The sequence below is a fragment of the Nonomuraea rubra genome (assembly GCF_014207985.1).
Lineage (GTDB): Bacteria > Actinomycetota > Actinomycetes > Streptosporangiales > Streptosporangiaceae > Nonomuraea > Nonomuraea rubra.
On record NZ_JACHMI010000001.1, the window covers coordinates 8,089,860 to 8,116,060 of the forward strand.

Genomic DNA, 26,201 nt, shown 5'->3' on the forward strand with positions numbered 1-26,201 from the left:
CGCAACCCCTTCACTCCGCTTCACGAAGATCCACGGGCGGCCCCCCGCCCGCATGAAGGAGAAGTCAATGCCGACATCTCGGACAGCCCCCCGCCGCATCCTCCTGGGTGTCGTCGGCGCCGCCGCCGCGGTCGCGCTGACCGCCTGTGGTGGTGTCAAGACAACCTCCTCCGGTGGCGGGGACGGCGAATATCCCACGGGCAACATCGAGTTCAGCGTGGGCGCCTCCGCAGGCGGCTCGACCGACCTGATCACCCGTGCCCTGGCCCAGGGCATCGGCAAGGAGCTCGGCGTGTCGACCCCGGTGCTGAACAAGCCCGGCGCGAACGGCGCGCTGAACGCCAAGGAGCTCCAGTCGGCCAAGCCCGACGGCTACAAGATCGCCGTGCAGAACGCCTCGCTCTTCACGATCACGCCGCTCACGGTGTCGGCCGCCGAGGCCACGAAGATCGACTCGTTCGACGTCATCACCGGCATCTCCCGCGACGACTACGTCATGGCGACCAGCGCCCAGTCCGGCTACAAGTCGATCGACGACCTGAAGAAGGCCGGCAAGACCATCAGGTACGGCACCACCGGCGTCGGCACCGGCGCCCAGCTCGCCTCCGCGCTGACCTTCAAGTCGGCCGGCATCGAGGCCACGGCCGTGCCGTTCGACGGCGGCGCCCCCAACCTGACCGCCCTGCTGGGCAACCAGGTGGACGTGTCCACCATGCAGATCGGCGAGGCCATCGAGAACATCAAGGGCGGCAAGCTCGTCCCGCTCGCCGTCTTCTCGCAGGAGCGCATCCCGTACCTGCCGGACGTGAAGACGGCCAAGGAGCAGGGGTTCGACGTCCTGGTGACGCAGTACCGGTTCCTGACCGCGCCCAAGGGCACGCCGGAGAACGTCAAGACCAAGCTGCTCGACGCGGCCAAGAAGACGTTCGCCACGCCGGAGTACAAGAAGTTCAACGAGGAGAACTCGCTCACCCCGATGGAGGTCTCCCCGCAGGAGGTCCTCACCTCGCTGCAGAACGACTCCACCACGTTCAAGGCGCAGCTCGACAAGTTCGGCATCAACCTCGCCGGTTGATGCGGGGGCGGCGGCCGGGCACCCCGGCCGCCGCCGTCGCCGGCACAAAGGAGTGTGCATAGCCATGTCCGACCCCACGAAGCCGCCGGGCGCGGAGCCCGGGCAGGCCGCGGTCGCGATGGACCTGCAGGAGGAGGCCGACCGGCTCCAGGCGGAGCTGGAGGAGGCCAGGCCGCCGCACGCGGGCCCGATCTCGCAGATCGCCGCCGCGCTGGTGGCGCTCGCCGTCGGCGTCTTCGGTGCGGTCGGCTCGTACGCGCTCGGGCTCGGGCAGCTCACCCAGCCCGGCCCCGGCCTGTGGCCGTTCGCCATCAGCGTCGTCATCATCGTGCTGTCGGCGGTGCTCGTCGTCACGGGCCGCGGCCTCCAGGACACCGAGCGGTTCTCCCGCTCCAGCCTGATGACCGCGGTGGGCCTGGTGACGCTCGTCGGGCTGGCCGCGCTGCTGCCGGTGATCGGCTTCGAGGTCCCCTCGCTGCTGCTGATGTTCATCTGGCTGCGCTGGCTGGGCAAGGAGTCGTGGCGTTCCTCCATCGTGATCAGCGTCGGCGCCGTGGCCGCGTTCTACGTGCTCTTCGTGCTGCTGCTGCAGATCCCGCTCCCCCGCCTCATCTGAGAAAGTCACATGGACATCTCCCCGATCCTCGACGGTTTCGGCGTCGTCCTGGAGCCGACCAACCTGCTCTACTGCCTCATCGGCGTCATCATCGGCATGCTCATCGGCGTGCTGCCCGGCCTCGGGCCCGGCGCGACGATCGCCATCCTGCTGCCGATCACGTACGGCATCGGGCCCGTGTCGGCGATCATCATGCTGGCGGGCATCTTCTACGGCGCCCAGTACGGCGGCACGATCACCTCGGTCCTGCTCCGCCTGCCCGGCGAGGCGTCCTCCGTCGTCACCGTCTTCGACGGCTTCGCCCTGGCCAAGCAGGGCAAGGCAGGCACGGCCCTGGGCATCGCGGCCATCGGCTCCTTCATCGGCGGCACGGTCTCGATCATCGGCCTGACGATCGTCGCGCCGGTCGTGGCCGGGTTCGCGCTCGACTTCGGGCCGCCCGAGTACGCCGCCCTGGGCATCCTCGGCGTGCTGCTGATCTCCTCGATCGGCAACGGCAACAAGCTCAAGGCCATCATCGCCGCCTGCATCGGCCTGCTGATCGCGACCGTGGGCCGCGACACGTTCACCGGCGCCGAGCGCTTCACCTTCGGCAGCCTGAACCTGGCCGAGGGCATCGACTTCATCCCGATCGCCATGGGCCTGTTCGGCCTCAGCGAGATCCTCTACAACCTGGAGGAGCGGCACAACCAGGTGCACTCGCCGGCCAAGGTCGGCAACGTGTGGCCGTCGCGCAAGGACCTCGGGCAGGCCAGTGGCGCGATCGGGCGCGGCTCGCTGATCGGGTTCGTGCTGGGCGTGCTGCCCGGCGGTGGCGCGGTGCTGTCGTCGCTGGCCGCGTACGCGCTGGAGAAGCGCCGCGCCAAGCGGCCCGAGCGGTTCGGCCAGGGCGCGGTCGAGGGCGTGGCCGCCCCGGAGACGGCCAACAACGCCGCCGCCACCTCCTCGTTCATCCCGCTGCTGACGCTCGGCATCCCGGCGAACGCCACGATGGCGCTGATCTTCGGCGCGCTGCTCATCCAGGGCATCCAGCCGGGGCCGCAGCTCGTCACCGAGCACCCCGACGTGTTCTGGGGCGTCATCAACTCGATGTACATCGGGAACATCCTGCTGCTCATCATGAGCATCCCGATGGTGGGCGTGTTCGTGCGCATCCTGCGGGTGCGGCCGGCCATCATGGCCCCGATCACGGTGCTGATCACGCTGCTCGGCGCGTACACGGTGCGCAACCAGGTCTACGACATCTTCCTGGTGATCGTGTTCGGCGTGCTGGGGTATCTGATGAAGAAGTTCGGCTTCGAGCCGGGGCCCCTGGTGCTGGCGTTCGTGCTGGGCTCCATGATCGAGAGCTCGGCGCGGCAGGGGCTGCTCATCTACGGCGGCGACCCGACCGGCTTCCTCACCCGGCCGATCTCGGGGACGATCTTCGCCGTGATCGTGGTGGTGGCGGCCTGGCCGCTGATCCGCAAGGCGATACCCCGCAAGACATCCGCTGATCGTGTTGAGGAGAAGATCAAATGACCATCCTCGTCGGGTACCTGCCCACACCCGAGGGCGAGGCCGCCGTCGACGCGGGCCTGCGCGAGGGCAAGCTGCGCGGGGAGCGCGTGATCATCGTGAACTCCCCGCGCCGCGGCGCCCCCATCGACGAGCACAAGATCGACGACGCCGCGGGCGCCGAGCTGCTGCGCCGGGCGCGGGAGGCGGGGGTGGACGCCGAGCTGCGCCAGCCGCTGCACGACGACGACCTGCCCGAGACCTTCGAGGCGCTGGTCAAGGAGACCGGCGCGTCGCTCGTCGTGATCGGGCTGCGGCACCGGTCGCTGGTGGGCAAGTTCATCATGGGCAGCGAGGCGCAGCGCATCCTCATGGAGTCGACCGTGCCCGTGCTGACCGTGAAGGCGGCCCAGTGAGCCCTCGCGAAGCCGGCCGGATCAGCAGGGTCACCGTCACCCCGGTCGCCTTCCGCGACCCGCCCCTGCTCAACGTCGTGGGCGTGCACCAGCCGTACGTGCTGCGGGCCATCGTCCAGGTGCACACCGACGAGGGGCTCGTCGGCCTCGGCGAGACGTACGCCGACACGGCGCACGTGGGGCGGCTGGAGGCGGTGGCCGCCGCCCTGCCCGGCGCGGACGTCTTCGACCTGCACGCCCTGCGCCGCATCGTGACCGAGACGCTCGGCGCCTCCACGGGAGGTGCGGGCGCGAGCTTCGGCGGCATGCTGGAGGTCTCCAGCGCCGTGGACACCGTGGTGTCGCCCTTCGAGGTGGCGCTGCTCGACCTCCAGGGCAAGGCGCTCGGCCGGCCGGTGAGCGACCTGCTGGGCGGGGCCGTACGCGACCGCGTGCCGTACTCGGCGTACCTGTTCTACAAGTGGGCCGGCCACCCGGGCCACGACGAGGACACCTGGGGCGAGGGGCGCACGCCCGAGCAGATGGTCGCCCAGGCGCGGCGGATGATCGACGAGTACGGCTTCACCGCCGTCAAGCTCAAGGGCGGCGTGTACGAGCCGCGCCACGAGTTCGAGACCGTCGAGGCCCTGGCGGCGGCCTTCCCCGGCCATGCCCTGCGCATCGACCCGAACGGCGCCTGGACCGTCGAGACCTCGATCGAGGCGGCCGACCGGCTCTCCGGCGTGCTGGAGTACCTGGAGGACCCGACGCCCGGCATTCCCGGCATGGCCGAGGTCTCCAGGCACACCGACCTCCCCCTCGCCACGAACATGTGCGTGATCTCGTTCGAGCACCTCAAGCCGGCGGTCGCCGCGGACGCCGTGCAGGTCGTGCTGTCGGACCACCATCTGTGGGGCGGCCTGCGCCGCTCTGCGCTGCTGGGGGGCATCTGCGAGACGTTCGGCATGGGGCTGTCCATGCACTCCAACTCGCACCTGGGGGTCAGCCTGGCCGCCATGACCCACCTGGCCGCCGCCACCCCGAACCTCACCTACGCCTGCGACACCCACTACCCGTGGAAGACGGAGGAGGTCGTCAAGCCGGGGGCACTGGAGTTCCGCGAGGGCGCCGTCGCCGTGCCCACCGGGCCCGGGCTCGGCGTCGAGCTGGACGAGGACGCGCTGGCCGCCCTGCACGAGCAGTACGTCCGGTGCGGGCAGCGGGGGCGCGAGGACACGGCGTACATGCGCTCGATCGTCCCGGACTTCACCCCGAACACGGCCCGCTGGTAGCAGGCCGGGCCCCGGCCCGGCCTGCGGACGACCCGGCGCGTCAGGGCGCCTGCAGCCTGGCCCGCGAGTTGGACAGGTGCAGGCGCATGGCCGCCCGCGCCGCCGCGGCGTCCTGCCCGGCGATGGCGCGGTAGATGTTCTCGTGCTCCAGCGTCACCCTCGTGAAGTGGGTGGCGTCGGAGACCGTGTAGACGTGCTCCAGCCGGGTCCGTGGCAGCATGATCATCATGGGGCCGAGCGACGTGAGCAGGTCGGAGTAGAACCGGTTGTTCGCGGCGAGCGCGATCTTGAGGTGGAACTCGAAGTCGGCCTCGACCGCGTTGCTCGGCTGCTCCCCGATCCGCCCGAGGTCGACCAGGGCCCGCTCGATCGCCTTGAGCTGCAGCTCCGTACGCCGCTCCGCCGCCAGCCCGGCCGCCTCCGTCTCGACCCCGATCCGGAAGTCGATCATGTCGAGGACGTCGCGATGCGTGCGCACCTGCGACGCCTCCACGGAGAACGCCGTGGAGGCGGGCAGCGCCAGCACGAACGACCCGCGCCCCTGGAAGGTCTCGACGAGCCCGGCGGCCTGCAGCCGCGAGACGGCCTCGCGCACCACCGTGCGGCTGACCCCGAACTCCTGGATCAGCGACGACTCGGTGGGCAGCTTCTGCCCCGGCTGGATCTCGCCCGCCAGGATGCGGGCCTTGAGCCGCTCGACGAGCTCGTGCGCGAGCCCGCGACCGGTGTCGCGGTCGAGTCTCTGGTCGGGCGGCACGGCGGACAATCTACCGGCCGTCCGCGCGGAACTCGACCTCGTCCAGCCGCCAGTCCCGCGCCCGCCCCGCGAGGGTGAGCCCGAGCCCCGGCCGGTCCGGCACGGCCATCCGCCCGCCCGCGATCTCCAGCCGCTCCTCGAACAGCGGCGAGAGCCACTCGATGTGCTCCACCCAGGAGTCACGCGGGTAGGCCGCGGCCAGGTGCACGTGGATCTCCATCACGAAGTGCGGGGCGACCTGGAGGTGCGCGTGGTCGGCCAGCGCCGCGACCTTGAGGTAGGGGGTGATGCCGCCGACGCGGGGCACGTCGGGCTGCAGGAAGTCCACGGCCCGCAGGTCGATCAGGCGGACGAGGTCGGGCACGCCGGTGAGCATCTCACCGGTCGCGATGGGGGTGTCAAGGGCGGCGGCGAGCTGGGCGTGCCCCTCGGCGTCGTAGGCGTCCAGCGGCTCCTCGATCCACACCAGCCCCAGGTCCTCGACCGCCCGGCCGAACCGCAGCGCGCCGGCCCGGTCCCACTGCTGGTTGGCGTCCACCATCAACGGCACCCCGTCCCCGAGATGCTCGCGCACCGCTGTCAGCCGCCGCAGGTCCTCGCCCATCGAGGGCTGGCCGACCTTGATCTTGATGCCGCCGATGCCGCCGGCCAGCGACCGGGTGGCCTTCTCCTTCACCTCCTCGATCGGGGCCTGGAGGTAGCCGCCGGAGGTGTTGTAGACCCGCACCGAGTCGCGGTAGGCGCCGAGCAGCTTGGCCAGCGGCAGCCCGGCCCGCTTCGCCTTCAGGTCCCACAGCGCCACGTCGATCGCGGCCAGCGCCTGCGTGGCCACCCCCGACCGGCCCACGGACGCGCCCGCCCACGACAACCGGTCGTAGATCCTGCCGATGCCGGACGGGTCCTCGCCCAGCAGCAGCTCGCCGACCTCCCTGGCGTGCGCGAACTGCGCCGGCGTGCCCGCCCTGGTCGTGTAGGAGAACCCCAGCCCCTCCAGGCCGTCCGCCGTGGCGATCTCGCAGGTCAGGACGTCGAGCTGGGCCAGGGGGCGCTGCCGCCCGGTGGCCACCTTGGCGTCGCTGACCGGCCTCGCCAGGGGCACGGCGTAGCGGCCGAACCGTACGGAGGCGATGCCCACGGCTCAGGCCCGCCCGAACTCGACCGAGTCCACCGTCCACGTGCGGCACTGCTCGCTGAGCGTGAACCCGAGCCCGGGCCGGTCCGGCACGATCATGCGGCCGTCACGCGTCTCGAGCCGCTCGTTGAACAGCGGGTTGAGCCACTCGAAGTGCTCGACCCAGGGCTCGCGCGGGTACGCGGCGGCCAGGTGGAGGTGGATCTCCATGGCGAAGTGCGGCGCGAGCTGCAGGCCCGCGTGGTCGGCGAGGGTGGCCAGGCGCAGGAACGGGGTGATGCCGCCGACGCGCGGGGCGTCGGGCTGGATGATGTCGGCGGCGCGCGCCTCGATGAGGCGCACGTGCTCGGCGACGCTGGACAGCATCTCGCCGGTGGCGATGGGGGTGTCGAGCGCGGCGGCGAGCTGGGCGTGCCCCTCGGCGTCGTAGGCGTCCAGCGGCTCCTCGATCCACACCAGCCCGAGATCCTCGACCGCGCGCCCGAACCGCAGCGCGCTCGGCCGGTCCCACTGCTGGTTGGCGTCCACCATCAGCGGCACCCCGTCCCCGAGGTGCTCGCGCACGGCGGCGAGCCTGCGCAGGTCCTCCTTCATGTCCGGCTGGCCGACCTTGATCTTGATGCCGCCGATGCCGTCGGCCAGCGACTGCGTCGCCCGCGCCTTGACCTCCTCGATCGGCGCGTGCAGGAAGCCGCCGGAGGTGTTGTACGTCCTGACGGAGTCGCGGTAGGCGCCGAGCAGCTTGGCCAGCGGCAGCCCGGCCCGCTTGGCCTTCAGGTCCCACAGCGCCACGTCGATCGCGGCCAGCGCCTGCGTCGCCACCCCCGACCGGCCGACCGAGGCGCCGGCCCACAGCAGCGACTCGTACACCTTGCCGATGTCGGACGGGTCCTGCCCGAGCAGGTTCTCGCCGACCTCCTTGGCGTGCGCGTACTGGGCGGGGCCGCCTGCCCGCTTGGAGTAGCTGAAGCCGGTGCCGCCGTGGCCGTCCTCGGTCGAGATCTCGGCGAAGAGGAAGGCGATCTCGGTCATCGGCTTCTGCCGCCCGGTCAGGACCTTGGCGTCACTGATGGGGACGTCCAGCGGGAGCGTGACGGAGGAGAGGGCGACGTGGCGGATGCGGTCCATGGGGGTCCTCGGCGTGGTCGGCGGCAGATTCATCCGTCATCGTATGACTCTGTAAGTCGTATGACAACATGTCGGCTTGCGCCGGTCACGCGGGGGCGACGCCGTCGTACTCCACCACCAGGTGGCGCGGCCCCCGCAGGACGGCGCTCGGCCGGTAGGGCGGCGGGTCGGCGGCCAGGCGCGGGTTGTCCAGCCTGCGGATCAGCTCGTTCAGCACGATCTGCGCCTCCGTCCTGGCCAGCGGCGCGCCGAAGCAGTAGTGCACGCCGCCGCCGAAGCCGAGGTGCTCGTTGCGCGGCCGGTCGAGGTCGAACTCGTCCGGGTGCGCCACGTGGCCGGGGTCGCGGCTGCCCGCCGCCATGGCCAGCACGACGGGCGCCCCGGCCGGGATCGTGGTGCCCCCGATCGTGATGTCGTCCAGGGCCACCCGGGAGGACACGAACTGCACGGGCGGCTCGTACCGCAGCAGCTCCTCGACGGCCGGGATGATCAGGTCGGGCTCGGCGCGCAGCCGTTCCAGCAGCTCGGGGCGGCGCAGGAAGGTGAGCATGCCGTTGGCGATGAGGTTGATCGTGGTCTCGTGGCCGGCGATCAGCAGCAGCACCGCCGTGGACACCACCTCGTCCTGCGTCATGCCGCCCTCGGGCCCGCGGTAGGTCATGAGCCCGGACAGCATGTCGTCCCGCGGCTCCCGGCCGCGCGCCTCGGCCAGCCCGGCGAGGTAGCGCGACAGCTCCATGGACGCCGCCTCACGCGCCCGCTCGCGTTCCGCGCGGTCCTCCTCCCCCGGCCCGAGCGTCTCGACCACCTCGTCCGCCAGCGCGTGGAAGCGCGGCTCGTCCTCCTCCGGTACGCCGAGCAGCGCGCAGATCACCGCCACCGGCAGCGGGTAGGCCACCTCCTCCACGAGGTCGGCCCGGTTCCTGCCGGCCAGCGCGTCGATCAGCGAGGTGGTCAGGGCGAGCATCTTCGGGCGCAGCCGTTCGACCGTCTCCGGCGCGTGCGGCGGGCCGAAGTGCCGCATGGCCAGGCGGCGCAGCCGGTCGTGCTCCGGCGGGTCGAGGCCGATGAAGGACGGGTGGAGGTCCGGCTCGTAGGGCGCGGCGCTGTCGAGGTTGCGCCGGTCGGAGCTGATGCGCGGGTCGTGCAGCAGGGCGACGATCTCCCGGTAGGTGCTGACGAGGTACGTGCCGTCGTCCTGCAACGCCACGGGGCTCTCCCGGAGCGCGCCGAAGAACCGGTACGGGTCGGCGCGGGCGGCCGGGTCGAGGATCTGTTTCAGGATGTCCATGCTGTTCTCCGCTCTTGTCTCCGCTCTTGTCTTCGCTCTTGTCCTGCCGTCAGTGCGGGTGCACCAGGGAGGCGCGGCGCTCCGCCGGGTCGTGGCCGGTCACCACGACCGTCGCCCCAGCCGCGGCCACCAGCCGCTCGGGGACCCGCGCGGGCACCGGTTCCCCGTCCACGCCGCCGCCGACGTGACGGAAGTCCGGCGGGAACGGGGCCGCGCGCTCGATCTGGCGCTGGTAGAACTCCAGCCACATGGCCTGGTCGAAGGTGACCGCGGCGGTGATCCGGCCCTGGTAGCCGTAGACGGCGACGAACCGCCCCTGCTCCGGCGAGCCCTGGGTGAAGACGACCTGGTCGGCGAACGTGGGCACCCCGACCGACTTGATGTTCACGCCGAACTGGCTGGACCAGAAGACCGGCACCGACAGGTGCGGCCAGCGGTGCGCCTGGTCGCTCACCATGTTGTGCGCGGCGATCTCGGCCTGGGCGACGGCGTTGCCCCAGTGTTCGAGGCTCATGAACTGGTACTCGTACAGCGGGTGCGGGAAGCGGGCGATGTCACCGGCCACGAAGACGTCGTCGGTGACCAGGCCGTTGAGGTCCACGGCCCGGCAGCCCGCGTCGCACGTCACGCCCCACACCCCGGCGGCCAGCCCGGAGTCCCGCAGCCACTCGACGTTGCGCACGGAGCCGAGCGCCACCACGGCCACGTCCGCCTCGACCGTACTGCCGTCCGACAGCCGGGCGCCGCGCAGCCGCCCGTTGCCGTCCGACTCCAGGGCCGTGACGGTCGTGCCGCAGCGCAGGTCCACGCCGTGGTCCCGCTGGAGCCGCGCGGCCACGTCGCCGATGACGCCGCCCATGGCGTTGAAGAGCGGGGCGGGGCCGCGTTCGACGACGGTCACCGGCAGGTCCAGCTCGCGGCAGACGGAGGCGATCTCGCTGCCGGTGAACCCGGCGCCGAGGATCAGCACGCGGCGCGGGCCGGCGGCCAGCGCCTGCCGCAGCTCGGCGGCGTCCCGCGCGTCGCGCAGCGTGTACACGCCGTGCAGCGCGCCCTCGGCCGCGTCAGGCCAGGGGCGGGCGCGGGTGCCGGTGGCCAGCAGGACGCGGTCGAAGCCGATCTCCCTGCCGTCCGCGAGCAGTACGCGCTTGCCCGCCACGTCCAGCCCGGTCGCCGGCGTGCCGAACAGCAGCTCGGCGTCAACCTCGCGCAGGCGGGGCAGCAGGGTGTGCTCGGGCGGCACCTGGCCGGTGAGCACCTGCTTGGACAGCGGCGGCCGGTCGTACGGCTCGCGCCGCTCGTCGCCGATCATGGTCAGCGACCCGGTGAAGCCCTCCCGCCTGAGCACCTCGGCCGCCCGCGCCCCGGCCAGCGAGGCCCCCACGATCACGATCCGCCCGTCGCCGCCGGACGCCGCGCTCCGCGGCTCCTGAGCGCCGGGCGGCGGCATGGGCAGCGCCGTCCTGTCGAGGTGGATCGCCTGGACGGGGCAGGCAGCCGCCGCCCTCAGGACGTGCTCGCGGTGTTCCGCGGCGGGCTGCAGGTCGTACAGGAGCGCCTCGTCGCGCATGGTGAAGACGTCGGGCGCGAGGAACACGCACTGCCCGTACCCCTGGCAGCGCGTCAGATCGACGACGACTCGCACAAGACACTCCCCCGTTGACGCGCCGGATCGCGACGGGTGCGGTGGGGAGCGCCCGCCCGTCCTCTCTGCGCCCTTCCCCTTCGCCGCGGGCCGTAGCCCGCCCGTTCCATTCCTTTCCCTGCCCTTGCCGAGGCCGGGACCGGCACGAGCGGTGGGCTCAGGTCTCCACGACGTCGGAGTGGGCCAGGATGCGCAGGTGCTCCAGCAGTTCCCCGGCGCTGCCGGTCAGCGGCTGGATGCAGACGTGGTCGGCGCCCGCGTCGAGGTGCGCGCGCACCCGCTGGATGATCGTCTCCGGATCGCCCCACGCCACCAGGGCGTCGACCAGCGCGTCGCTGCCGCCCTCGGTCAGGTCCTCGTCCTTCCAGCCCAGCTCGCGCAGGTTGTTGGCGTAGTTCGGCAGCGCCAGGTAACGCGTGGTGAACTGGCGGGCCAGGCGCCGCGCCCGGTCCGGGTCGGTCTCCAGCAGCACGGTCTGCTCCGGCGCCAGCAGCGGCTCGGGGCCGAGCACGGCCCGCGCCTGCGCGGTGTGCTCCGGCGGCACGAAGTAGGGGTGCGCCCCGCTGGCCCGCTGGGCGGCCAGCTCCAGCATCCTGGGCCGCAGCGCGGCCAGCACCCGGGGCGCCGGCTCCGGCAGCGGGCCCGCGTACTCGGTGGCGTCCATGGCGTCGAGGTAGTGGCGCATGGCCGAGACCGGCTTGCGGTAGTCGTGCCCGCGCGCCGCCACCGCGGGCGCGTGGCTGACTCCGAGGCCGAGCAGGAAGCGGCCCTCGTACGCCTCCGCGAGCGCGCTGGCGCCGTTGGCGGCGGCGATGGGGTCGCGCGCCCAGATGCTGGCGATGCCGGTCGCCACCGTGAGGCTGCTCGTGGCGCCCAGCAGGATCGCCGCGTGGGCCAGCGACTCCTTGCCGTTCGGCGTCTCGCCCACCCACAACGCCTTGAAGCCCAGGCTCTCGATCTCCGCGGCGGCCTCCCGCTCGACCGAGGCCGGCTCCCTGCTGAGGGTGGCGTTCCAGACCCCTACGCGCCCCAGGCGCCGCTTCAGCGCCTCGATCTCGCTCGTCTCCGGCATCGTGCTCCACCACCTCGTCGGACCGGGCTTGCGAGATCCACGATAGGCAGCCCATGGTCGAGGCAGGTTAATGACGTGCCGTGCTCCCGGCCATCCCGCTCACGGGACCCGCGCCGGGATCACGCCCGCGTCGGCCAGGACGGCCAGGAGCAGCCCCAGGCACAGCAGCGCCACCGGCCACACCTTCTGGGTGAGCGCGACGACGATGCCGGCGAGGAGCGCCGCGATGGCCAGGATGTCGAGGGCGTGCATGGTGACGTTCCTGCCCCGCCAGGACCGGTCTCAGGCCCCGGCCGGTGCGCCCGCGGTCACGACGCACCGGCCACGGCCCCACGCGCGGCGCCGGTGCCGGTCAGGGTGTGGTGGCCCGGTCGAGCAGTTCGAGCAGGTGATGGTACGGCTTGCCGGTGGCCCGCGTCATGCCCAGCTCGCAGGTGCGGTTGACCGAGGCGTGCGCGGCGAAGTCCCCGGCCAGCACGCCGGCGGCCTCGGCCCGGGTGGCGGAGGCGGTCAGCTCCGGGTGGAGCAGGCCGCGGTCACCGGCGAACGCGCAGCACTGCCAGCCCTGCGGGACCGTCACCTCGTCGGCGACCGCGCGGGCGATCAGGTCGATGGCGGCGTCCAGGCCCAGGCGGGTGGAGGAGCAGGTGGGGTGCAGGGCCAGGGTGGGCAGGCGGCGCTTGACGGCCAGGCGGGGCAGCAGGTGGGCTGCGGTGTAGGCGACCGCGTCCGTCACCTCCAGGCCCATCACCTCCAGGCCCAGGTGGCTGAAACCCTCGGTGCAGGAGGCCGCGTCGCTGACCACCGGGATGCGGCCGCCGTCCGTCGCTTCGAGGAGCGTGTCGCGGACGCGGCCGGCCATCACCTCGTGGCCGTCGGCGTAGCCCTTGGACGACCAGGGCGTGCCGCAGCACAGCCCGCCGATGCCCTCCGGCACGTGCAGCCGCACGCCCGCGCGCCCGGCCAGCCGGGCGAACGCGATCATCACGCCGGGTCCGCCGTCGGCGGGGGCGAACATGGTGTTCAGGCAGGACGGCAGGTAGACCACGTCGGCGTCGGCGTTCGGCAGCGGGCGGCGGCGCATCCCGCCGCGCGGCAGGTCCCGGCTCCACTGGGGGACGGCTTCGTCGGCGGTGAGCGCTCGGGCGGCGCGGCCGGCGGCCTCGGGCAGCGCGGGCGGGGTGGCGGCGGCGGTGTCCAGGGCGAGGTTCATCGCCCGGGTGACGCCGTCCCAGTGCCTGGCGGCGCTCTTCCAGCCCTGCCGCGCGGCGCGGCCGTGGCGTTCGGCGCGCAGGCGTTTGGTCAGGTCGCCGGTGTTGATCCCGACGGGGCAGGCGGTGGCGCACATGCCGTCCACGGCGCAGGTGTCCACGGCGTCGTAGCCGTACTCGGCCTCCAGCTCGCGGGCGAGGGCCCGGTCTCCTGCGGCGACGGCGGCGGCCAGCTCGCGGCGCAGCACGATGCGCTGGCGCGGGGTGGTGGTCAGGTCGCGGCTGGGGCAGACGGGCTCGCAGTAGCCGCACTCCACGCACCGGTCCACCTCGGGCTCGACGGTGACCACGTGCTTGAGGTCGCGCAGGTGGGCGTCGTCGCGGTCGGTGAGCACGACCCCCGGGTTGAGGGTGCCGTCCGGGTCGCACAGGCGCTTGATCTCGCGCATCACCTCGTACAGCTCGTCGCCGTACTGGCGGCGGACGAACGGGGCCATGACGCGGCCGGTGCCGTGCTCGGCCTTGAGCGTGCCGCCCCTGGACAGGACGGCCTCGACCATGTCCTCGGTGAAGGCGGCGTAGCGCTCCAGCTCGGTGTCGAAGCGCTCGTTCAGCATGAAGTGCAGGTTGCCGTCCTTGGCGTGGCCGAAGATGACGCTGCGCTCGTACCGGTGCCGGGCGAACAGCGCGGTCAGCTCGTCGCAGAGCCCGGCCAGCGCGGGGACGGGGACGGCGACGTCCTCCAGGAGGGCGGTGGTGCCGCTGGGGCGGGCGCCGGCGACCGAGGCGTACAGGCCCTTGCGGATGTGCCACAGCGCCGCCCTGCCGCCGGCGTCCCTGCTCAGCGCGGCGGGGGCGGCCAGCTCCAGCTCGGGCAGCAGGTCCCCGGCCGCGCGCTCGCGCCCGGCCAGCAGCTCCTCCTCGGACTCCTGCCACTCGACCAGGAGGGCGGCGTGCTCGGCGACGGCGAGCGAGCGCAGCGCCTCGCCGGCCTCGGCGTCCGTCCTGGCCACGCGCAGGGACTCGGCGTCCAGCAGCTCGACGGCGGCGGGGGCGGCCTCGACGAGGTGGGGCATGGCGGCCATGGCCGCGTGCAGGGTGGGGAAGACGAGCAGGCCGGTGGCGGCCAGCCGGTGCGCCGGGACCGTGCGGAAGACGGCCTCGGCGACGAAACCCAGGGTGCCCTCGCTGCCGATGACCAGGTGGGCGAGGATCTGCGCGGGCGTGTCGTGGTCGAGCAGGCTGTTCAGCCCGTACCCCATGGTGTTCTTGAGCGAGAACTGCGCCTGGATGCGACGCACCGAGTCCGGATTTTTCCGGACTCTGTCGCGCAGCCTGGCCAGGCCCTCCGCGAGGGCGGGCTCCAGCGTGCGCAGGCGCTCGTCGGCGTCGGGGGCTCCGGTGTCGATGACGGTGCCGCTGGGCAGCACGATCGTCATCGACTCCAGGGTCCGGTACGTGTTGGCGTGCGTGCCGCAGGTCATGCCGCTGGAGTTGTTCGCGACGACGCCGCCGATCGTGCACGCCGACTCGCTGGCCGGGTCGGGGCCGAGCTTGCGGCCGTACGGCGCGAGGCGGGCGTTGACCTGCCGTAGCACCGCGCCGGGCTGCACCCGCACGCGTTTCCCGCCGTCCAGCACCTCGATGCCGCGGAAGTGCCGCCGGGTGTCCACGAGCAGGTGCTCGCTGACCGCCTGCCCGCTCAGGCTGGTGCCGCCCGAGCGGAACGTCAGCGGCAGGCCCGTCCGCAGCAGCGCCGCCACCTGCTCCGCGCTCTCCGGCACCAGCACGGCCTGCGGGGTGAGCAGGTAGTGCGAGGCGTCGTGAGCCAGGCCGAGCCGGTCGCTCGCCCGCGCCCTGGCGATCCCGGGGACGGCGGCCTCCACTGCGGCCAGGACGGCGGGATCGGGTGCGGTCAGGCTCATGCTCACTCCGTGTTTCCAACGAGACGTTCGGCGGCGCGCGCCGGGGACGGCGCCTTCTGGCGGTGGCTTCAGCGGGGGGCGATCACCTGCTGGCGCTGGCTGCCGAGGCCCTCGATCCCCAACTCCATCACGTCGCCCGGCTGGAGCCAGATCTGGGGGTCGTGGCCCATGCCGACGCCGGGCGGGGTGCCGGTGTTGATGAGGTCACCCGGCTCCAGGACCATGAACTGGCTCAGGTGGTGCACGATGACGTACGGGTCGAAGATCATCGTCTTGGTGGTGCCGGTCTGGCGGCGCACGCCGTTGACGTCCAGCCACATGGCGAGGTTCTTCACGTCGGCGAGCTCGTCCGGCGTGACCAGCCACGGCCCGGCCGGGTTGAACGTCTCGGCGGACTTGCCCTTGCTCCACTGGCCGCCGCGCTCCATCTGGAAGGCGCGCTCGCTGACGTCGTTGACCACGCAGTACCCGGCGATCGCGGCCTTCGCCTCCTCGGCCGAGTCCAGGTAGGAGGTGCGCCTGCCGATGACGATGCCCAGCTCCACCTCCCAGTCGGTCTTGGTGGAGCCGCGCGGGATGCGCACGTCGTCGTACGGGCCGACGAGGGTGTTGGGCGACTTGGTGAACAGGATCGGCTCCTCCGGCACGGCCTGGCCGGTCTCGGCGGCGTGGTCGCTGTAGTTGAGGCCGATGCACAGGATCTGGTGCGGCCGGGCGATCGGCGCGCCGATCCGCTCGCCGGCGAACTCCCGCGTGTCCCCGCGGCTCACGCGGTCGGCGAGCAGGGCGGGACCGCCCGCGGCGAAGAAGCGCTCGTCGAAGTCGGGGGTGACGTCGGAGACGTCGATGTAGTGGGTGTCGTCCACGCGGACGACCGGCTTCTCGGCGCCGGGCGCGCCGATGCGCATGAGGTACATGGGCGTCTCTCTCAGAGGGGGTTCCAGTAGGGCATGGGCAGGCGGCCGTCGCCGGGGTCCGGGGCGCCCAGGCCGGCGGTGGCCGGGGTGAACGTCACGGGAGGTGCTCCCCTGAGGCGATGGCGCGGATGGCGGGCACGTCGTCGACGAGCTTGCGCAGCGGGGTGCGGTAGGCCAGGCCGCTGACGCTGATGGCGCCGCTGGGCACGGTGGGCGAGGTCAGGTAGGCGGCGACGGCCACGCAGTTGACGCCGGGCTCGTTCTCCTGGTCGTCGGTGGCGTAGCCCTGCTCGCGGATGCGTACGAGCTCGGCGTGCAGCTCCCCCGCCGTGCCGATCGAGCGCTCGGTCGGGCGTTCCAGCGGGCGGCCGTCCGCCCAGGCGCGGACCGCGTCCTCGGTCCTGAGCGCGTCGGCGAGGAGGACCTTGCCGACCGCCGTGCAGTGGGCCGGGTTGCGGCCGCCCACCACCGAGCTGAGCCGCACCGCCCCGTCAGCCGGGTCGAGCTTGGACCGGTAGACGACCGAGGGCCCGTCGAGCACGGCGTAGTGCGCCGTCTCGCCGTAACGCTCGCACAGCGCCCGCAGCACCGGCATGACCCTGACGTGGTCGGGCCGCGCCTCGTGGTGCGCGAAGGCCATCCGCAGGAACTCGTCGCCCAGCACGTACCGGCCGTGGCCGTGCTGGGCGGCGAGGCCGGCGCGGCGCAGCGCGGCCAGCGCGCGGTGCACGGTCGGCTTCGGGCTGGCCACCGCCCGCGCCATCTCCTCCAGCCCGATGCCGTCGGGGTGGCGCGCCAGCTCGGCCAGCACCGCGAGCACGCGGTCGGATCCGACGAGCCTGTCCGCGGAATTCTGCTCGGACATGTTCCGAACCCTAGACCATCGTTCCGGTAAACGAAAGTTACCGCCTCGCCGGCGGGCGTGGATCAGGGGACGGTGACCACGATCTTGCCGACCTGCGCGTTCGACTCCAGGTAGCGGTGCGCCTCGGCGATCTCCTCCAGCTCGAACGTGCGGTCCACGACGGGCCTGAAGGCCCCCGAGCGCAGCCCGGACGCCACGAACGCCTCCGCGCGACGCAGCCGCTCGGGGCTGGTCGTGGTCTCCAGCATCGTGTACGTCCGCATCGCCACCGGCGGCATGCCCAGCTCGATCCCCGGGTACGGCGTCGGCTGCCCGCTCAGCGCCCCGTACACCAGCAGCATGCCGCCGTCCGCGACCGCCCTGGCCAGGTCCCGAACGCCGGGGCCCGCCACCGCGTCGAGGACGAGCTCGGCGCCCCGGCCGCCGGTGGCCGCCAGCACCCGCTCCGCCACGTCCTCCGCCACGTCCTCCTCCGCCACGCCCTCCTCAGGCCCGGTGACGATCACCTCGGCGGCGCCCTCCTTCAGCAGCGCCTCCTTCTTGGCGGCGGAGCGGGTCAGGGCGATCGGCGTGGCGCCGAGGCGGTCGGCGACGCGGATGGCGGCCAGGCCCACGCTGCTGGAGGCCGCGTTCAGCACGACCGTGTCGCCGGGCCGCAGCCCGCCGGTCTCCATCAGCGCGCCGTAGGCCGTCACGTACGACATCCACACGGCTGCGCCCTCGACCTCGCCGACCCCCTCCGGGCGGCGCAGGACCGCCGCGGCGGGCACGATCACCCGCTCGCCGTAAACGCCGTAGTCGTTCATCGAGAACGTCTGCACCGTGCTGACCGGCTGCCCCGGCCGCAGACCGGTGACCCCCGCGCCGACCGCCTCCACGACGCCGGCGGCCTCCGTGCCCAGCGTGGCGGGGAACCGCCTCACGGGCTCGATGTACAGGCCGGAGCGGAACAGCACCTCCGACCGGTTCAGCCCGATGGCCGCCACGCGGACGCGCACCTCGCCGGGGCCGGGGTCGCGGACCTCCACGTCCTCCAGCCGCATCACCCCGGGCCCGCCGAGCTCGCGGAACACCACCATCCTGGCCATCGCAACAGTCCTTCCGTCACAGGGAGCGAGCGTCCACTCCAGCACGGAAGTTCGATGACTGTCAAACTTTGATGGCTAACGAACTAAGGACACCGTCACAGCGGGCGCTTGGTGCCCGACTCGCCGTCGGCCAGCACCATGGCCTTCTGCGGCGTGCGCACCACGGTCGCGGCGGTCACGTTCTGCGGCGTGCGGACCACGTTCGCGTCGCCGCACGGGTCCGACACACCGTCCGCCTGCGCCGGAGAGGCGCCCAGTGCCAGCACGGCGAGCAGCGCGCCGGTCGCGGCGGCGGCGCGGCGGGTCCGGGTACGGAACATCATGGGGGCTCCTCGACTCGACCGGTGATCACGACCGTGCTCCTCACCAGGATCGGCGCCACACCCCCGGCCGTCCACCCCGAATCCTCCCTTTTCTGCTAGTTGCGCGGCGCATCTCGTCCCGTATCGTCCCCAGCAACGATCCTGATCACGTGAGGGGTGAGCGGCATGACCGTCGCTGCGGTACGACACGTCTTCCAGGTGGTGGACTCGTTCGACCCCGACGAGTTCGTGAAGCTGCTGGCGGAGGACGCCACGCTCGTGTTCGCCAACGCCGAGCCGTCGGTCGGGCGCGAGGCCATCGCCGCCGGGCTCCGGACGTTCTTCTCCACCATCGGCGGCCTGCGGCACCGCATCGTCAGGACCTGGCAGGCGGGGGACGACACCATCGCCGAGACCGAGGTCACGTACCGGAGGCTCGACGGCAAGGACGTCAGCGTGCCGGCGGTGTCGATCTGGCGCACCGGCTCCGACGGCCTGATCACGGACTACCGCATCTTCGTCGACCTGGCCCCGGTCTACGCGCCGTAGCACGCCGGAGGGCGCGGAGCGGGACACCGGGGCGCGAGCCGGACCCCGTTGCCGGAGATTCCAGGCGGCGCAGTCCCCGGGTGCCGGGCGGCGCGTCCCCCGACTTCCAGGCGGTCGCATCCCCCGCATTCCCATCGGAGCAGTCCCCGGGTTCCGGGCGGTCACGGCCGGGCTTCTAGAATCGCGGCGGGACAGGCTGACGAGGGGCGGGCACGTGCTGGAGACCGGTGTGCGGGCCGCGGCGGAGGGCGACATGCCGGCCGTGCGGGCCGTCGCCCGGCGCTTCGGCCTGCTGGGCGGCTGGCGGCCCGGCGCCCCCGACTTCCTCGACGCCGAACGCGCCTTCGGCACGCTGCTCCTCGCCCCGGGCCGGCCCGGGCACGCGCTGGGGTTCGGCGGCACCCTGCGCAGGGGCGAGCTCACCCACCTGGGCGACCTCTTCGTGCTGCCCGCCCACCAGTCGTCGGGGCTCGGCGGCGCCCTGCTGGCGCGGCTGCTGGCCGGGGACGGTCCCAGGGTCACCTTCGCCTCCTCCGACCATCGCGCCCTGGGCCTGTACGTGCGGCACGGGCTGCGTCCGTGGTGCCCGCTGCTCTACCTGACCGGGCCGGCGACGGGCCTGCCCGCCCCGCCTGTACGCGTGACGTCCCCCGGCGAGGTCGCGGCCCTGGACGCCGGCGTGGCGGGCGGCGACCGCCGGCGAACCCTCGCCTGGTACGCGGCCGTTCCCGGGGTCGCCGCGTACACGACGGGCGAGGGCTACGCCTTCGTCCGCGCCATCGACGACGAGGCGGTGATCGGCCCGGCAGGCGGCACCACACCACAGGACAGCGTGAACGCCGTCCTCGGCGCCCTCGCCGCCACCGCAACACCAGGCCCCGCGCCATCAAGCACCGCGCCATCAAGCACCGCGCCATCAAGCACCGCGCCATCGAGCACCGCGACGCCGGGCACCGCGCCGGGTTCGGCGACGCCGGGCACCGCGAAGATCGCCGTGCCGGGCACGCATCCGCTCGTGCCCGTGCTGGTCGCGGCCGGCTGGCGGATCGGCGACCTGGACACCCTCATGGCCGACGACGCCGCGCTCGGCCTGATCCGCCCCGACCGCTACGTCCCCCATCCGGACCTCGGCTGAGCGACGCCGGAGCACTCCCGCTCAGGCGTCCTCGCGACCGGCCGCCCCGTCCTCGGCCAGGAGGCGCAGGCTCTCGCGGGCCCAGTCGGCGCGGGCCTGCGCGACGGCGATCTGACCGGCGAAGACGTGCGCCTTCAGCTTGGCGATCCGGTCGTGCTCGGCCACCGGCCGGTTCTTCAGCCGTTCCTTGAGCAGATCGGTCTCCTTGGCCAGCAGCGCCTCGCTGTGAGCGCGCCACTCGGCGATCAGCTTCTCCTGCTCGGCGATGTACGTCCCCAGCACGGACGCGGCCCGCTCCGGCTCGACCATGTCGAAGAAGAGCGCCTGCAGGAAGAACGCGTCACGCACCGGCGGCGCGGCGTGCCCGCTGCCCACCCAGGTGCGCAGCTCCTCCAGCCCCCGCTCGGTGATCGAGTACACCATCCGCCTCAGCTTCGTGCCGCGGATCTCCTGCTGCCCCTCGATCAGCCCTGCCTGCTCCATCTGCCGCAACGTCGGATAGATCTGGCTGTGCGGCGCGGACCACACCCAGCGTGGGGCGGCCTCGAAGAAGCGGGTCAGCTCGTACCCGTTCATCGGGCGCGCCTCCAGGACGCCGAGCAGCGCGTGCTGAAGCGACATGCCCCTCAGCATAGGGAGGCACACAGAACCCCTAGAACATGTATCGAGATACATGTATGGTCCTGCCTGATCAACGAGGAGGACCTGGCGTGAACGCAGAACCGGCGGACACGGTGCGGGCGCTGGCGGACGCCGGTCGGGTGCTGGCGGCGGCCGGGCTGGTCACCGCGTTCGGGCACGTGTCGGCCCGGCTACCGGCCGACCGGTTGCTCATGACCCCGCCGGTGCCGCTGGGGACGCTCACCCCCGGCGCCCCGTACGCGGAGATCCCCCTGGACGCCCCCGGCCTCCCTGCGAACGCTCCCAGGGAGGCGTGGATCCACGTCGAGATCGCCAGGGCGCGGCCCGGCGTGCACGCGATCTGCCGGGCGCAGCCGCCCACCGCCACCGCGCTGGCCTCGGCCGGGGTGCCGATCCTGCCGCTGCACGGTCAGGGCGCGTTCCTCGGCCCCGAGGTGCCCGTGTTCGACGACGCCGTGCTGGTACGCGACCGCGCCCGCGGCAGGGCGCTGGCCGAGCACCTGGCCGATGCCCCCGCCCTCGTCATGCGGGGCAACGGCGCGGTGACCGTCGGCGCGAGCGTCGGCGAGGCCGTCGCCCTGATGTGGGTGCTGGAGGCGAGCGCCCGCATGAACGCCACCGCCGCCGCCTCGGGCACCCCCACCCCCATCACGCCCGCCGAGCAGCAGGCCTGGCGGGCCGTGCGTACCGAACTGACCGGCCGCATCTGGTCCCATCTCCGGGAGACTTCATGATCGAGTTAACCGACATCGCCTACGTCCGCTCGGGAGCGGCCGACCTGGACAACGCGGTGCGCTTCGCCGTGGACATCGTCGGCATGGAGCTGACCGCCCAGGAGGACGGCGTCGCCTACCTGCGCGCCGACCAGCGCCACCACTGCCTGGCCCTGGTCGAGGGCGAGTCCGGGGTGATCAGCTCCGGCTTCCTGGTCCGCGACGAGGACGCGCTGGCCGCCGCCGAGACCGAGCTGGAGAGGGCCGGCATCGAGGTCGCCAGGGGCGATGCCAAGGCCGCCCGCTCCCGCCGCGTCCGCGACTTCATCGCCTTCGACGACCCCTTCGGCAACCGTGTCGACCTGGCGATCGACCAGGTCACGCTGACCGCGCCCGTGCACGGCGGCCGCGCGTCCGGCATCACCGAGTTCGGCCACCTGTGCCTGGACGCCCCCGACGTGCGCGAGGCGTACCGGTTCTGGAACGGCCACTTCAACGCCCGCGTCTCCGACTGGATCGGCGACTGGGCCTGCCTCATGCGCATCGACCAGGTCCACCACAAGCTGGCCGTCTTCCAGGGCAGCGAGCCGGGCCTGTGCCACATCAACTTCCAGGTCGACTCGCTCGACGACGTCATGCGCAACTGGCACTTCCTGGAGGCGAACGGCGTCGAGATCGAGATGGGCCCCGGCCGCCACCCGCAGTCCACGGCCGTCTTCGTCTACTTCAAGGGCCCGGAGGGCATCACGTACGAGTACTCCTGGGGCGTGCGGCTCATCACCGACGAGGACGCCTGGCGGCCCCGCTACTTCGACCCGGCCGAGATCGGCTCCATCGACATGTGGCAGGGCCCGACCCGCCGGGTGCACACCCAGCCCCAGCTCCGCCGTCCGCTCGGGCAGGGCTGACCCATGACCGAACGCACCGCCGAGGTGCCGCCGGAGCGCGAGACCATGAGGAGTGTGACATGCCGCTGGTGGAAGTGACGCTGTCGGAAGGGCGCGATCCGGCCGCGATCAGGGCGCTCATCCACGAGGTGCACGCCGCCGTGGAGCGCTCGCTGGGCTCTCCCGCGCAGAGCATCCGGGTGATCGTACGGGAGGTGCCGCGCACCCACTGGGCGGCCGGCGACCAGACGCTGGCCGAACGCGACGAAGCCAGCAGAGGTGGTTGACATGGAATTCTTCGGACACGTCATCGACGGCGCGGAGGTGAAGTCCGCGAGCGGCGAGACGTTCGCCAGCGTCGACCCCTACACCCGCGAGCCGTGGGCGGAGGTGGCGCTCGGCGGCGCCGGCGAAGTGGACCGGGCCGTGACGGCGGCCCGGCGGGCCTTCGACGAGGGCCCCTGGCCGCGCCTGAGCCGCGCGGAACGCGGCCGGCTGCTGCACCGCCTGGCCGACCTCATCGTGGCCGACACCGACCGGCTCGCCCTGGCCGACACCCGCGACATGGGCAAGCCGATCGCCCAGAGCCGCGGCAAGGACGTGCCCCGCGCCGCCGACAACTTCCGTTTTTTCGCCGACCACGCCCGCCTGACACCAGCTGAAGCGCTCCCCATGGACTCCGGCCACCACGCCTACACCCGGTACGACCCGGTGGGCGTGGCCGCCGCCATCGCGCCGTGGAACTTCCCGCTCATGCTGGAGACCTGGAAGATCGCGCCCGCGCTGGCGTGGGGCAACACGGTCGTGCTCAAGCCCGCCGAGGACACCCCCGCCTCCGCCACCATCCTCGCCCGGCTCGCGCTGGAGGCGGGCCTGCCGCCCGGCGTGCTGAACGTCGTGCACGGCTACGGCCCCGGCTCGGCCGGGCAGGCGCTGACCGAGCACCCGGGGATCGACCGCATCACCTTCACCGGCGAGTCCGCGACGGGCCGGGTCATCTCGGCCGCCGCCGCGAAGCACCTGGTGCCGGTCAGCCTGGAGCTCGGCGGCAAGGGCGCCAACGCCGTCTTCGCCGACGCCGACCTGGGCAACGCCGTGGACTGGTCGCTCAAGGCCATCTTCACCAACGCCGGCCAGGTCTGCCTGGCGGGCTCTCGCCTGTACGTGCAGCGGCCGGTCTTCGAGGAGTTCCTGGCCCGCTTCACGGCCGGCGCCGAGGCCATGCGCCTGGGCGACCCCAAGCAGGAGTCCACCGACCTCGGCCCGCTGGCCTCCGAGACCCACTACCGCAAGGTCCGCGGCTACGTCGAGACCGTCGCCGGCGAGGGCGGCACCGTGCACTCGGGCGGGCTCGGCGACGGCTGGTTCGTCCGCCCGACGATCGTCACCGGCATGCCCGCCACCGGCCGCCACCAGCGCGAGGAGATATTCGGCCCGGTGGTCACGGTCACCCCGTTCGACGCCGAGGACGAGGTCGTCGCCCTCATGAACGGCACCCGCTACGGCCTCAACGCCATGCTGTTCACCGAGAACCTGTCACGTGCCCACCGCGTCTCGGCCCGCCTGCGCGCCGGCACGGTCTGGGTGAACTGCTTCTTCATCCGCGACCTGCGCGCCCCCTTCGGCGGCGTGGGCGACTCGGGCGTCGGCCGCGAGGGCGGCACCTTCAGCCGCGAGTTCTTCACCGAGCCCAAGGCCGTCGTCATGCAGATCAGCTGATCTGGGGCCCCTGCCGCACCTTGGCGTAGTGGCGGGCGGCCCGCGCCCGGTTGCCGCAGCCGGGCGAGCACCATTCGCGCCGCGGGCTCTCGCGGACGAAGTACAACACGCAGCCGGGGCCGTGGCAGGCACGCAGGTCGTGGCGGAGCGGCCCGGCGAACAGGGCCACGGCCTCCTCTGCCAGCCACGCGAGCGCGGCCGCCACGGGCCGCCCCGCGCTGCACACCGTCATGCCCGGCTCGGGGGCCGTGCGCAGCTCGCGCCACCGCGGGGTCAGGCTCGCGTGATGGTTCAGGGTCGCGACCGTGGCCGGATCGGGTTCGCGGCCGTCCATGGTCGCGGCGGCCAGCGAGCGGATGACGTCCCTGAGCTCCCTGGCGGCATGCAGGTCGCCGTCGGTCACGTCGTGCAGGTCGGCGTCCGCGAGCGTGACCGCCAGGTGCGGGCGCACGTCACGCAGCCACGCCGCCAGGTGTTCCGCGCTTTCCAGCCCCTCCCTGGCACGGCCTCTGACCGCGTACGAGGTGTTGCCGAGTTCGATCGGCGGCGGTTCGCCCAGGAGTGGGGCGCCGCCGCCTGTCAGGTGTGCCACTTCCACCTTTCTAACGCTACCTCCGAGTTGACACCGCTAGAAACGGCTGCCAGCATTCTAATGGCCATCATGGCAGCGATCCATTAGAAAATGGGGTCGTCCCATCCAGCTTGGAGTTTCCGCATGAGCACACCGGCCCTGCAGCCCGGGCACGTCGCCCTGAACGTGACCGACCTGGCACGTTCCACCGCCTTCTACGGCACGGTCTTCGGCTTCGAGACCATGGCCGAGCGCACCGACGGCGACCGCAGGTTCGCCCTCCTCGGCCGCGACGGCACCCTGGTGGTCGCGTTGTGGCAGCAGAGCGGCGGCACGTTCGCCACCGACCGTCCCGGCCTGCACCACATGTCGTTCCAGGTGCCCGACATCGAGGCGGTCCGCCGCGCCGAGGCCGTCCTCCGGGAGCTCGGGGTGGAGTTCGCCTACGACGGGATCGTCCCGCACGGCGAGGGCGCGTCCTCCGGCGGTGTCTTCTTCACCGACCCCGACGGCATCCGCCTGGAGATCTACGCGCCCACCGGTGCCGACCTCGCACCCGCGCCCGTCCAGGGCTCTCCCACCTGCGGCTTCTTCTAAGACGGCCACTCGCGCCCCGGGCCGCACGCCGCGGCCCGGGCCGGCAACGAAAGGAGCCTCCCATGCCTCATCCCGTGCTTCATCAGGGCGAACGCGCGGTGCAGCGCCGCGCCGGCGTGACGGCCGACGGCTGGGGATCGGCCGGCGTGGGCGCGGCCGTCCCCCCGGTGGCCGCCGAATTTCTCGGCCTGCAACGACTGGTGGTCATCGCGGCCGCCGACGAGAGCGGCACCCCATGGGCGAGCGCGCTCACCGGCCCGCCAGGGTTCGTCACCGCGCCCGGTGACCGTACCGTCGTCGCCGACCGGCTCCCCGGCCCCGGCGACCCGCTCGCCGGCGCGTTCGACGGCGCGCCTGACATCGGGCGGGACATCGGCATCCTCGCGATCGAGCCGTCCAGCCGCAGGCGCATGCGGGTCAACGGCCGTGCCCGGGCCGACGGCGGCCGGCTCGTGGTGCGTACCGAGCAGGTGTACTCCAACTGCCCGAAGTACATCCAGACCCGCACCTACGCCGACACCCCGCCCGCCAGCGGCGGGACCGCGCACGTCACGGGCGAGCTGACCGCCGATCAGCGGCGGTGGGTCGCCACGGCCGACACGTTCTTCATCGCCACCCGGGTGGCCGGGCTGGGGGCCGACGCCTCGCACCGGGGCGGCAACCCCGGCTTCGTCACCGTGTCCGGCGCCCGCCGGCTGACGTGGCCCGACTACCTCGGCAACTCCATGTACATGACGCTGGGCAACCTCGAGCTCGAACCACGCTGCGGGCTGCTGTTCCTGGACTGGGAGCACGGGCACACGCTGCACCTGACCGGCCGTGCCCGGGTCGACTGGGATCCGGTCAGGGCCGCCGCCGTGCCGGGCGCGCAGCGCCTGGTCGACTTCGACGTCGAACGGGTCGTCCAGATCACCGGCGGCCTCCCCCAGCGCTGGTCCTTCGGCAAGTACTCGCGGTTCAACCCCGCCCTCGATGAAAGGCAGCCATGCGCGTCCGTGTCGACCTGACCCTGTGCGAGACCCATGCCCAGTGCGTGTTCGCCGCCCCTGCGGTGTTCGCGCTCGACGACGATGACGAGCTGGTGTACGACGCCACGCCCGGCGACGCGCTGCGGCCCGCGGTCGAGCAGGCCGTCCTGTCCTGCCCGGTGCGGGCCATCTCCCTGGACGGGGACTGAACG

General features: G+C 72.8%; 28 protein-coding genes. 14 read left to right on the forward strand and 14 right to left on the reverse strand.

All coding sequences use genetic code 11. The features are described from left to right. Positions 1-67 precede the first annotated feature (67 nt). The 5 genes from HD593_RS36675 (at position 68) to HD593_RS36695 (ending at position 4,875) form a co-directional block, all read left to right on the forward strand. The gene (locus tag HD593_RS36675) at positions 68-1,075 is read left to right on the forward strand and encodes a tripartite tricarboxylate transporter substrate binding protein (RefSeq protein WP_185106509.1); all 1,008 of its coding nucleotides are present in this window, start codon (positions 68-70) and stop codon (positions 1,073-1,075) included. A gap of 64 nt (positions 1,076-1,139) precedes the next feature. Then, entirely contained in the window at positions 1,140-1,691 is a 552-nt protein-coding gene (locus HD593_RS36680) for a tripartite tricarboxylate transporter TctB family protein (RefSeq protein ID WP_221525171.1), read from the forward strand. A gap of 9 nt (positions 1,692-1,700) precedes the next feature. Then, entirely contained in the window at positions 1,701-3,212 is a 1,512-nt protein-coding gene (locus HD593_RS36685) for a tripartite tricarboxylate transporter permease (protein ID WP_185106510.1), read from the forward strand. Further along, a complete protein-coding gene (locus tag HD593_RS36690) occupies positions 3,209-3,604 on the forward strand; it encodes a universal stress protein (RefSeq protein WP_185106511.1) in 396 nt (131 codons plus the stop codon). The genes HD593_RS36685 and HD593_RS36690 overlap by 4 nt, the downstream gene beginning before the upstream one ends. After that, complete coding sequence (locus HD593_RS36695; RefSeq protein ID WP_185106512.1) at positions 3,601-4,875, forward strand: glucarate dehydratase family protein; 1,275 nt, start codon at positions 3,601-3,603, stop codon at positions 4,873-4,875. Before HD593_RS36690 ends, HD593_RS36695 begins: the two co-directional genes overlap by 4 nt. 40 nt (positions 4,876-4,915) lie before the next feature. Here the strand turns inward: HD593_RS36695 and HD593_RS36700 are convergent, their stop codons facing one another. The 12 genes from HD593_RS36700 to HD593_RS36755 form a co-directional block, all read right to left on the reverse strand. Further along, positions 4,916-5,632 carry a FadR/GntR family transcriptional regulator gene (locus HD593_RS36700; RefSeq protein WP_185106513.1) on the reverse strand — a complete coding sequence of 239 codons (717 nt, stop codon included), beginning with the start codon at positions 5,630-5,632 and terminating at the stop codon, positions 4,916-4,918. Positions 5,633-5,642: 10 nt separating this feature from the next. After that, positions 5,643-6,767: an L-talarate/galactarate dehydratase gene (locus HD593_RS36705; protein ID WP_185106514.1), complete on the reverse strand. Its 1,125-nt coding sequence runs from the start codon at positions 6,765-6,767 to the stop codon at positions 5,643-5,645. A 3-nt stretch (positions 6,768-6,770) separates the two neighbouring features. Further along, complete coding sequence (locus tag HD593_RS36710; RefSeq protein ID WP_281402493.1) at positions 6,771-7,892, reverse strand: L-talarate/galactarate dehydratase; 1,122 nt, start codon at positions 7,890-7,892, stop codon at positions 6,771-6,773. A gap of 85 nt (positions 7,893-7,977) precedes the next feature. Beyond that, on the reverse strand, positions 7,978-9,183 hold the full coding sequence (locus HD593_RS36715; protein WP_185106516.1) for a cytochrome P450: 1,206 nt from the start codon (positions 9,181-9,183) through the stop codon (positions 7,978-7,980). Positions 9,184-9,232: 49 nt separating this feature from the next. Next, a complete protein-coding gene (locus HD593_RS36720; protein ID WP_185106517.1) occupies positions 9,233-10,828 on the reverse strand; it encodes an FAD-dependent oxidoreductase in 1,596 nt (531 codons plus the stop codon). A 157-nt stretch (positions 10,829-10,985) separates the two neighbouring features. Beyond that, a complete protein-coding gene (locus HD593_RS36725; RefSeq protein WP_185106518.1) occupies positions 10,986-11,900 on the reverse strand; it encodes an LLM class F420-dependent oxidoreductase in 915 nt (304 codons plus the stop codon). A 99-nt stretch (positions 11,901-11,999) separates the two neighbouring features. After that, positions 12,000-12,152 (reverse strand): hypothetical protein, encoded by a 153-nt coding sequence (locus tag HD593_RS36730; protein WP_185106519.1) that lies wholly within the window; start codon positions 12,150-12,152, stop codon positions 12,000-12,002. 100 nt (positions 12,153-12,252) lie between these two features. Next, on the reverse strand, positions 12,253-15,036 hold the full coding sequence (locus HD593_RS36735) for an FAD-binding and (Fe-S)-binding domain-containing protein (RefSeq protein ID WP_185106520.1): 2,784 nt from the start codon (positions 15,034-15,036) through the stop codon (positions 12,253-12,255). 68 nt (positions 15,037-15,104) lie between these two features. After that, a complete protein-coding gene (locus HD593_RS36740) occupies positions 15,105-15,953 on the reverse strand; it encodes a fumarylacetoacetate hydrolase family protein (protein ID WP_185106521.1) in 849 nt (282 codons plus the stop codon). Positions 15,954-16,047: 94 nt separating this feature from the next. Continuing rightward, entirely contained in the window at positions 16,048-16,818 is a 771-nt protein-coding gene (locus tag HD593_RS36745; protein ID WP_185106522.1) for an IclR family transcriptional regulator, read from the reverse strand. A 62-nt stretch (positions 16,819-16,880) separates the two neighbouring features. Next, positions 16,881-17,906, reverse strand: a complete 1,026-nt coding sequence (locus HD593_RS36750; RefSeq protein ID WP_185106523.1) for a zinc-dependent alcohol dehydrogenase family protein — start codon at positions 17,904-17,906, stop codon at positions 16,881-16,883. Positions 17,907-18,001: 95 nt separating this feature from the next. Beyond that, positions 18,002-18,229 (reverse strand): hypothetical protein, encoded by a 228-nt coding sequence (locus tag HD593_RS36755; RefSeq protein WP_185106524.1) that lies wholly within the window; start codon positions 18,227-18,229, stop codon positions 18,002-18,004. A gap of 165 nt (positions 18,230-18,394) precedes the next feature. On the opposite strand from HD593_RS36755, the gene HD593_RS36760 reads away from it, so the two are divergent. Both HD593_RS36760 and HD593_RS36765 read left to right on the forward strand, forming a co-directional pair. Next, positions 18,395-18,757, forward strand: coding sequence for a nuclear transport factor 2 family protein (locus HD593_RS36760; protein WP_185106525.1), 363 nt, complete (start codon positions 18,395-18,397; stop codon positions 18,755-18,757). Positions 18,758-18,971: 214 nt separating this feature from the next. Next, positions 18,972-19,892 (forward strand): GNAT family N-acetyltransferase, encoded by a 921-nt coding sequence (locus tag HD593_RS36765; protein WP_185106526.1) that lies wholly within the window; start codon positions 18,972-18,974, stop codon positions 19,890-19,892. A gap of 21 nt (positions 19,893-19,913) precedes the next feature. On the opposite strand, the gene HD593_RS36770 is transcribed toward HD593_RS36765, so the two are convergent. Then, on the reverse strand, positions 19,914-20,513 hold the full coding sequence (locus HD593_RS36770) for a PadR family transcriptional regulator (protein ID WP_246546902.1): 600 nt from the start codon (positions 20,511-20,513) through the stop codon (positions 19,914-19,916). 89 nt (positions 20,514-20,602) lie between these two features. Here HD593_RS36770 and HD593_RS36775 point away from each other — a divergent pair, with 89 nt between their 5' ends. Genes HD593_RS36775 through HD593_RS36790 form a run of 4 tightly spaced genes read left to right on the forward strand, consistent with a single transcriptional unit; the run spans position 20,603 to position 23,853 of the window. Further along, positions 20,603-21,268 carry a class II aldolase/adducin family protein gene (locus HD593_RS36775; RefSeq protein ID WP_312903956.1) on the forward strand — a complete coding sequence of 222 codons (666 nt, stop codon included), beginning with the start codon at positions 20,603-20,605 and terminating at the stop codon, positions 21,266-21,268. Then, complete coding sequence (locus HD593_RS36780) at positions 21,265-22,155, forward strand: VOC family protein (RefSeq protein ID WP_185106529.1); 891 nt, start codon at positions 21,265-21,267, stop codon at positions 22,153-22,155. The genes HD593_RS36775 and HD593_RS36780 overlap by 4 nt, the downstream gene beginning before the upstream one ends. Positions 22,156-22,214: 59 nt before the next feature. Further along, positions 22,215-22,421, forward strand: coding sequence for a tautomerase family protein (locus HD593_RS36785; protein WP_185106530.1), 207 nt, complete (start codon positions 22,215-22,217; stop codon positions 22,419-22,421). 1 nt (position 22,422) lies between these two features. Further along, a complete protein-coding gene (locus tag HD593_RS36790) occupies positions 22,423-23,853 on the forward strand; it encodes an aldehyde dehydrogenase (protein WP_185106531.1) in 1,431 nt (476 codons plus the stop codon). Here HD593_RS36790 and HD593_RS36795 read toward each other — a convergent pair. Next, positions 23,846-24,451, reverse strand: coding sequence for a CGNR zinc finger domain-containing protein (locus tag HD593_RS36795; protein WP_312903958.1), 606 nt, complete (start codon positions 24,449-24,451; stop codon positions 23,846-23,848). The genes HD593_RS36790 and HD593_RS36795 overlap by 8 nt on opposite strands. Positions 24,452-24,568: 117 nt before the next feature. Here HD593_RS36795 and HD593_RS36800 point away from each other — a divergent pair, with 117 nt between their 5' ends. From HD593_RS36800 to HD593_RS36810, 3 genes are all read left to right on the forward strand, one after another. After that, a complete protein-coding gene (locus HD593_RS36800; protein WP_185106532.1) occupies positions 24,569-25,021 on the forward strand; it encodes a VOC family protein in 453 nt (150 codons plus the stop codon). Between the two features lie 62 nt (positions 25,022-25,083). Then, on the forward strand, positions 25,084-26,028 hold the full coding sequence (locus HD593_RS36805) for a pyridoxamine 5'-phosphate oxidase family protein (protein ID WP_185106533.1): 945 nt from the start codon (positions 25,084-25,086) through the stop codon (positions 26,026-26,028). Next, on the forward strand, positions 26,007-26,198 hold the full coding sequence (locus HD593_RS36810; RefSeq protein WP_185106534.1) for a ferredoxin: 192 nt from the start codon (positions 26,007-26,009) through the stop codon (positions 26,196-26,198). The genes HD593_RS36805 and HD593_RS36810 overlap by 22 nt, the downstream gene beginning before the upstream one ends. Positions 26,199-26,201 lie beyond the last annotated feature (3 nt).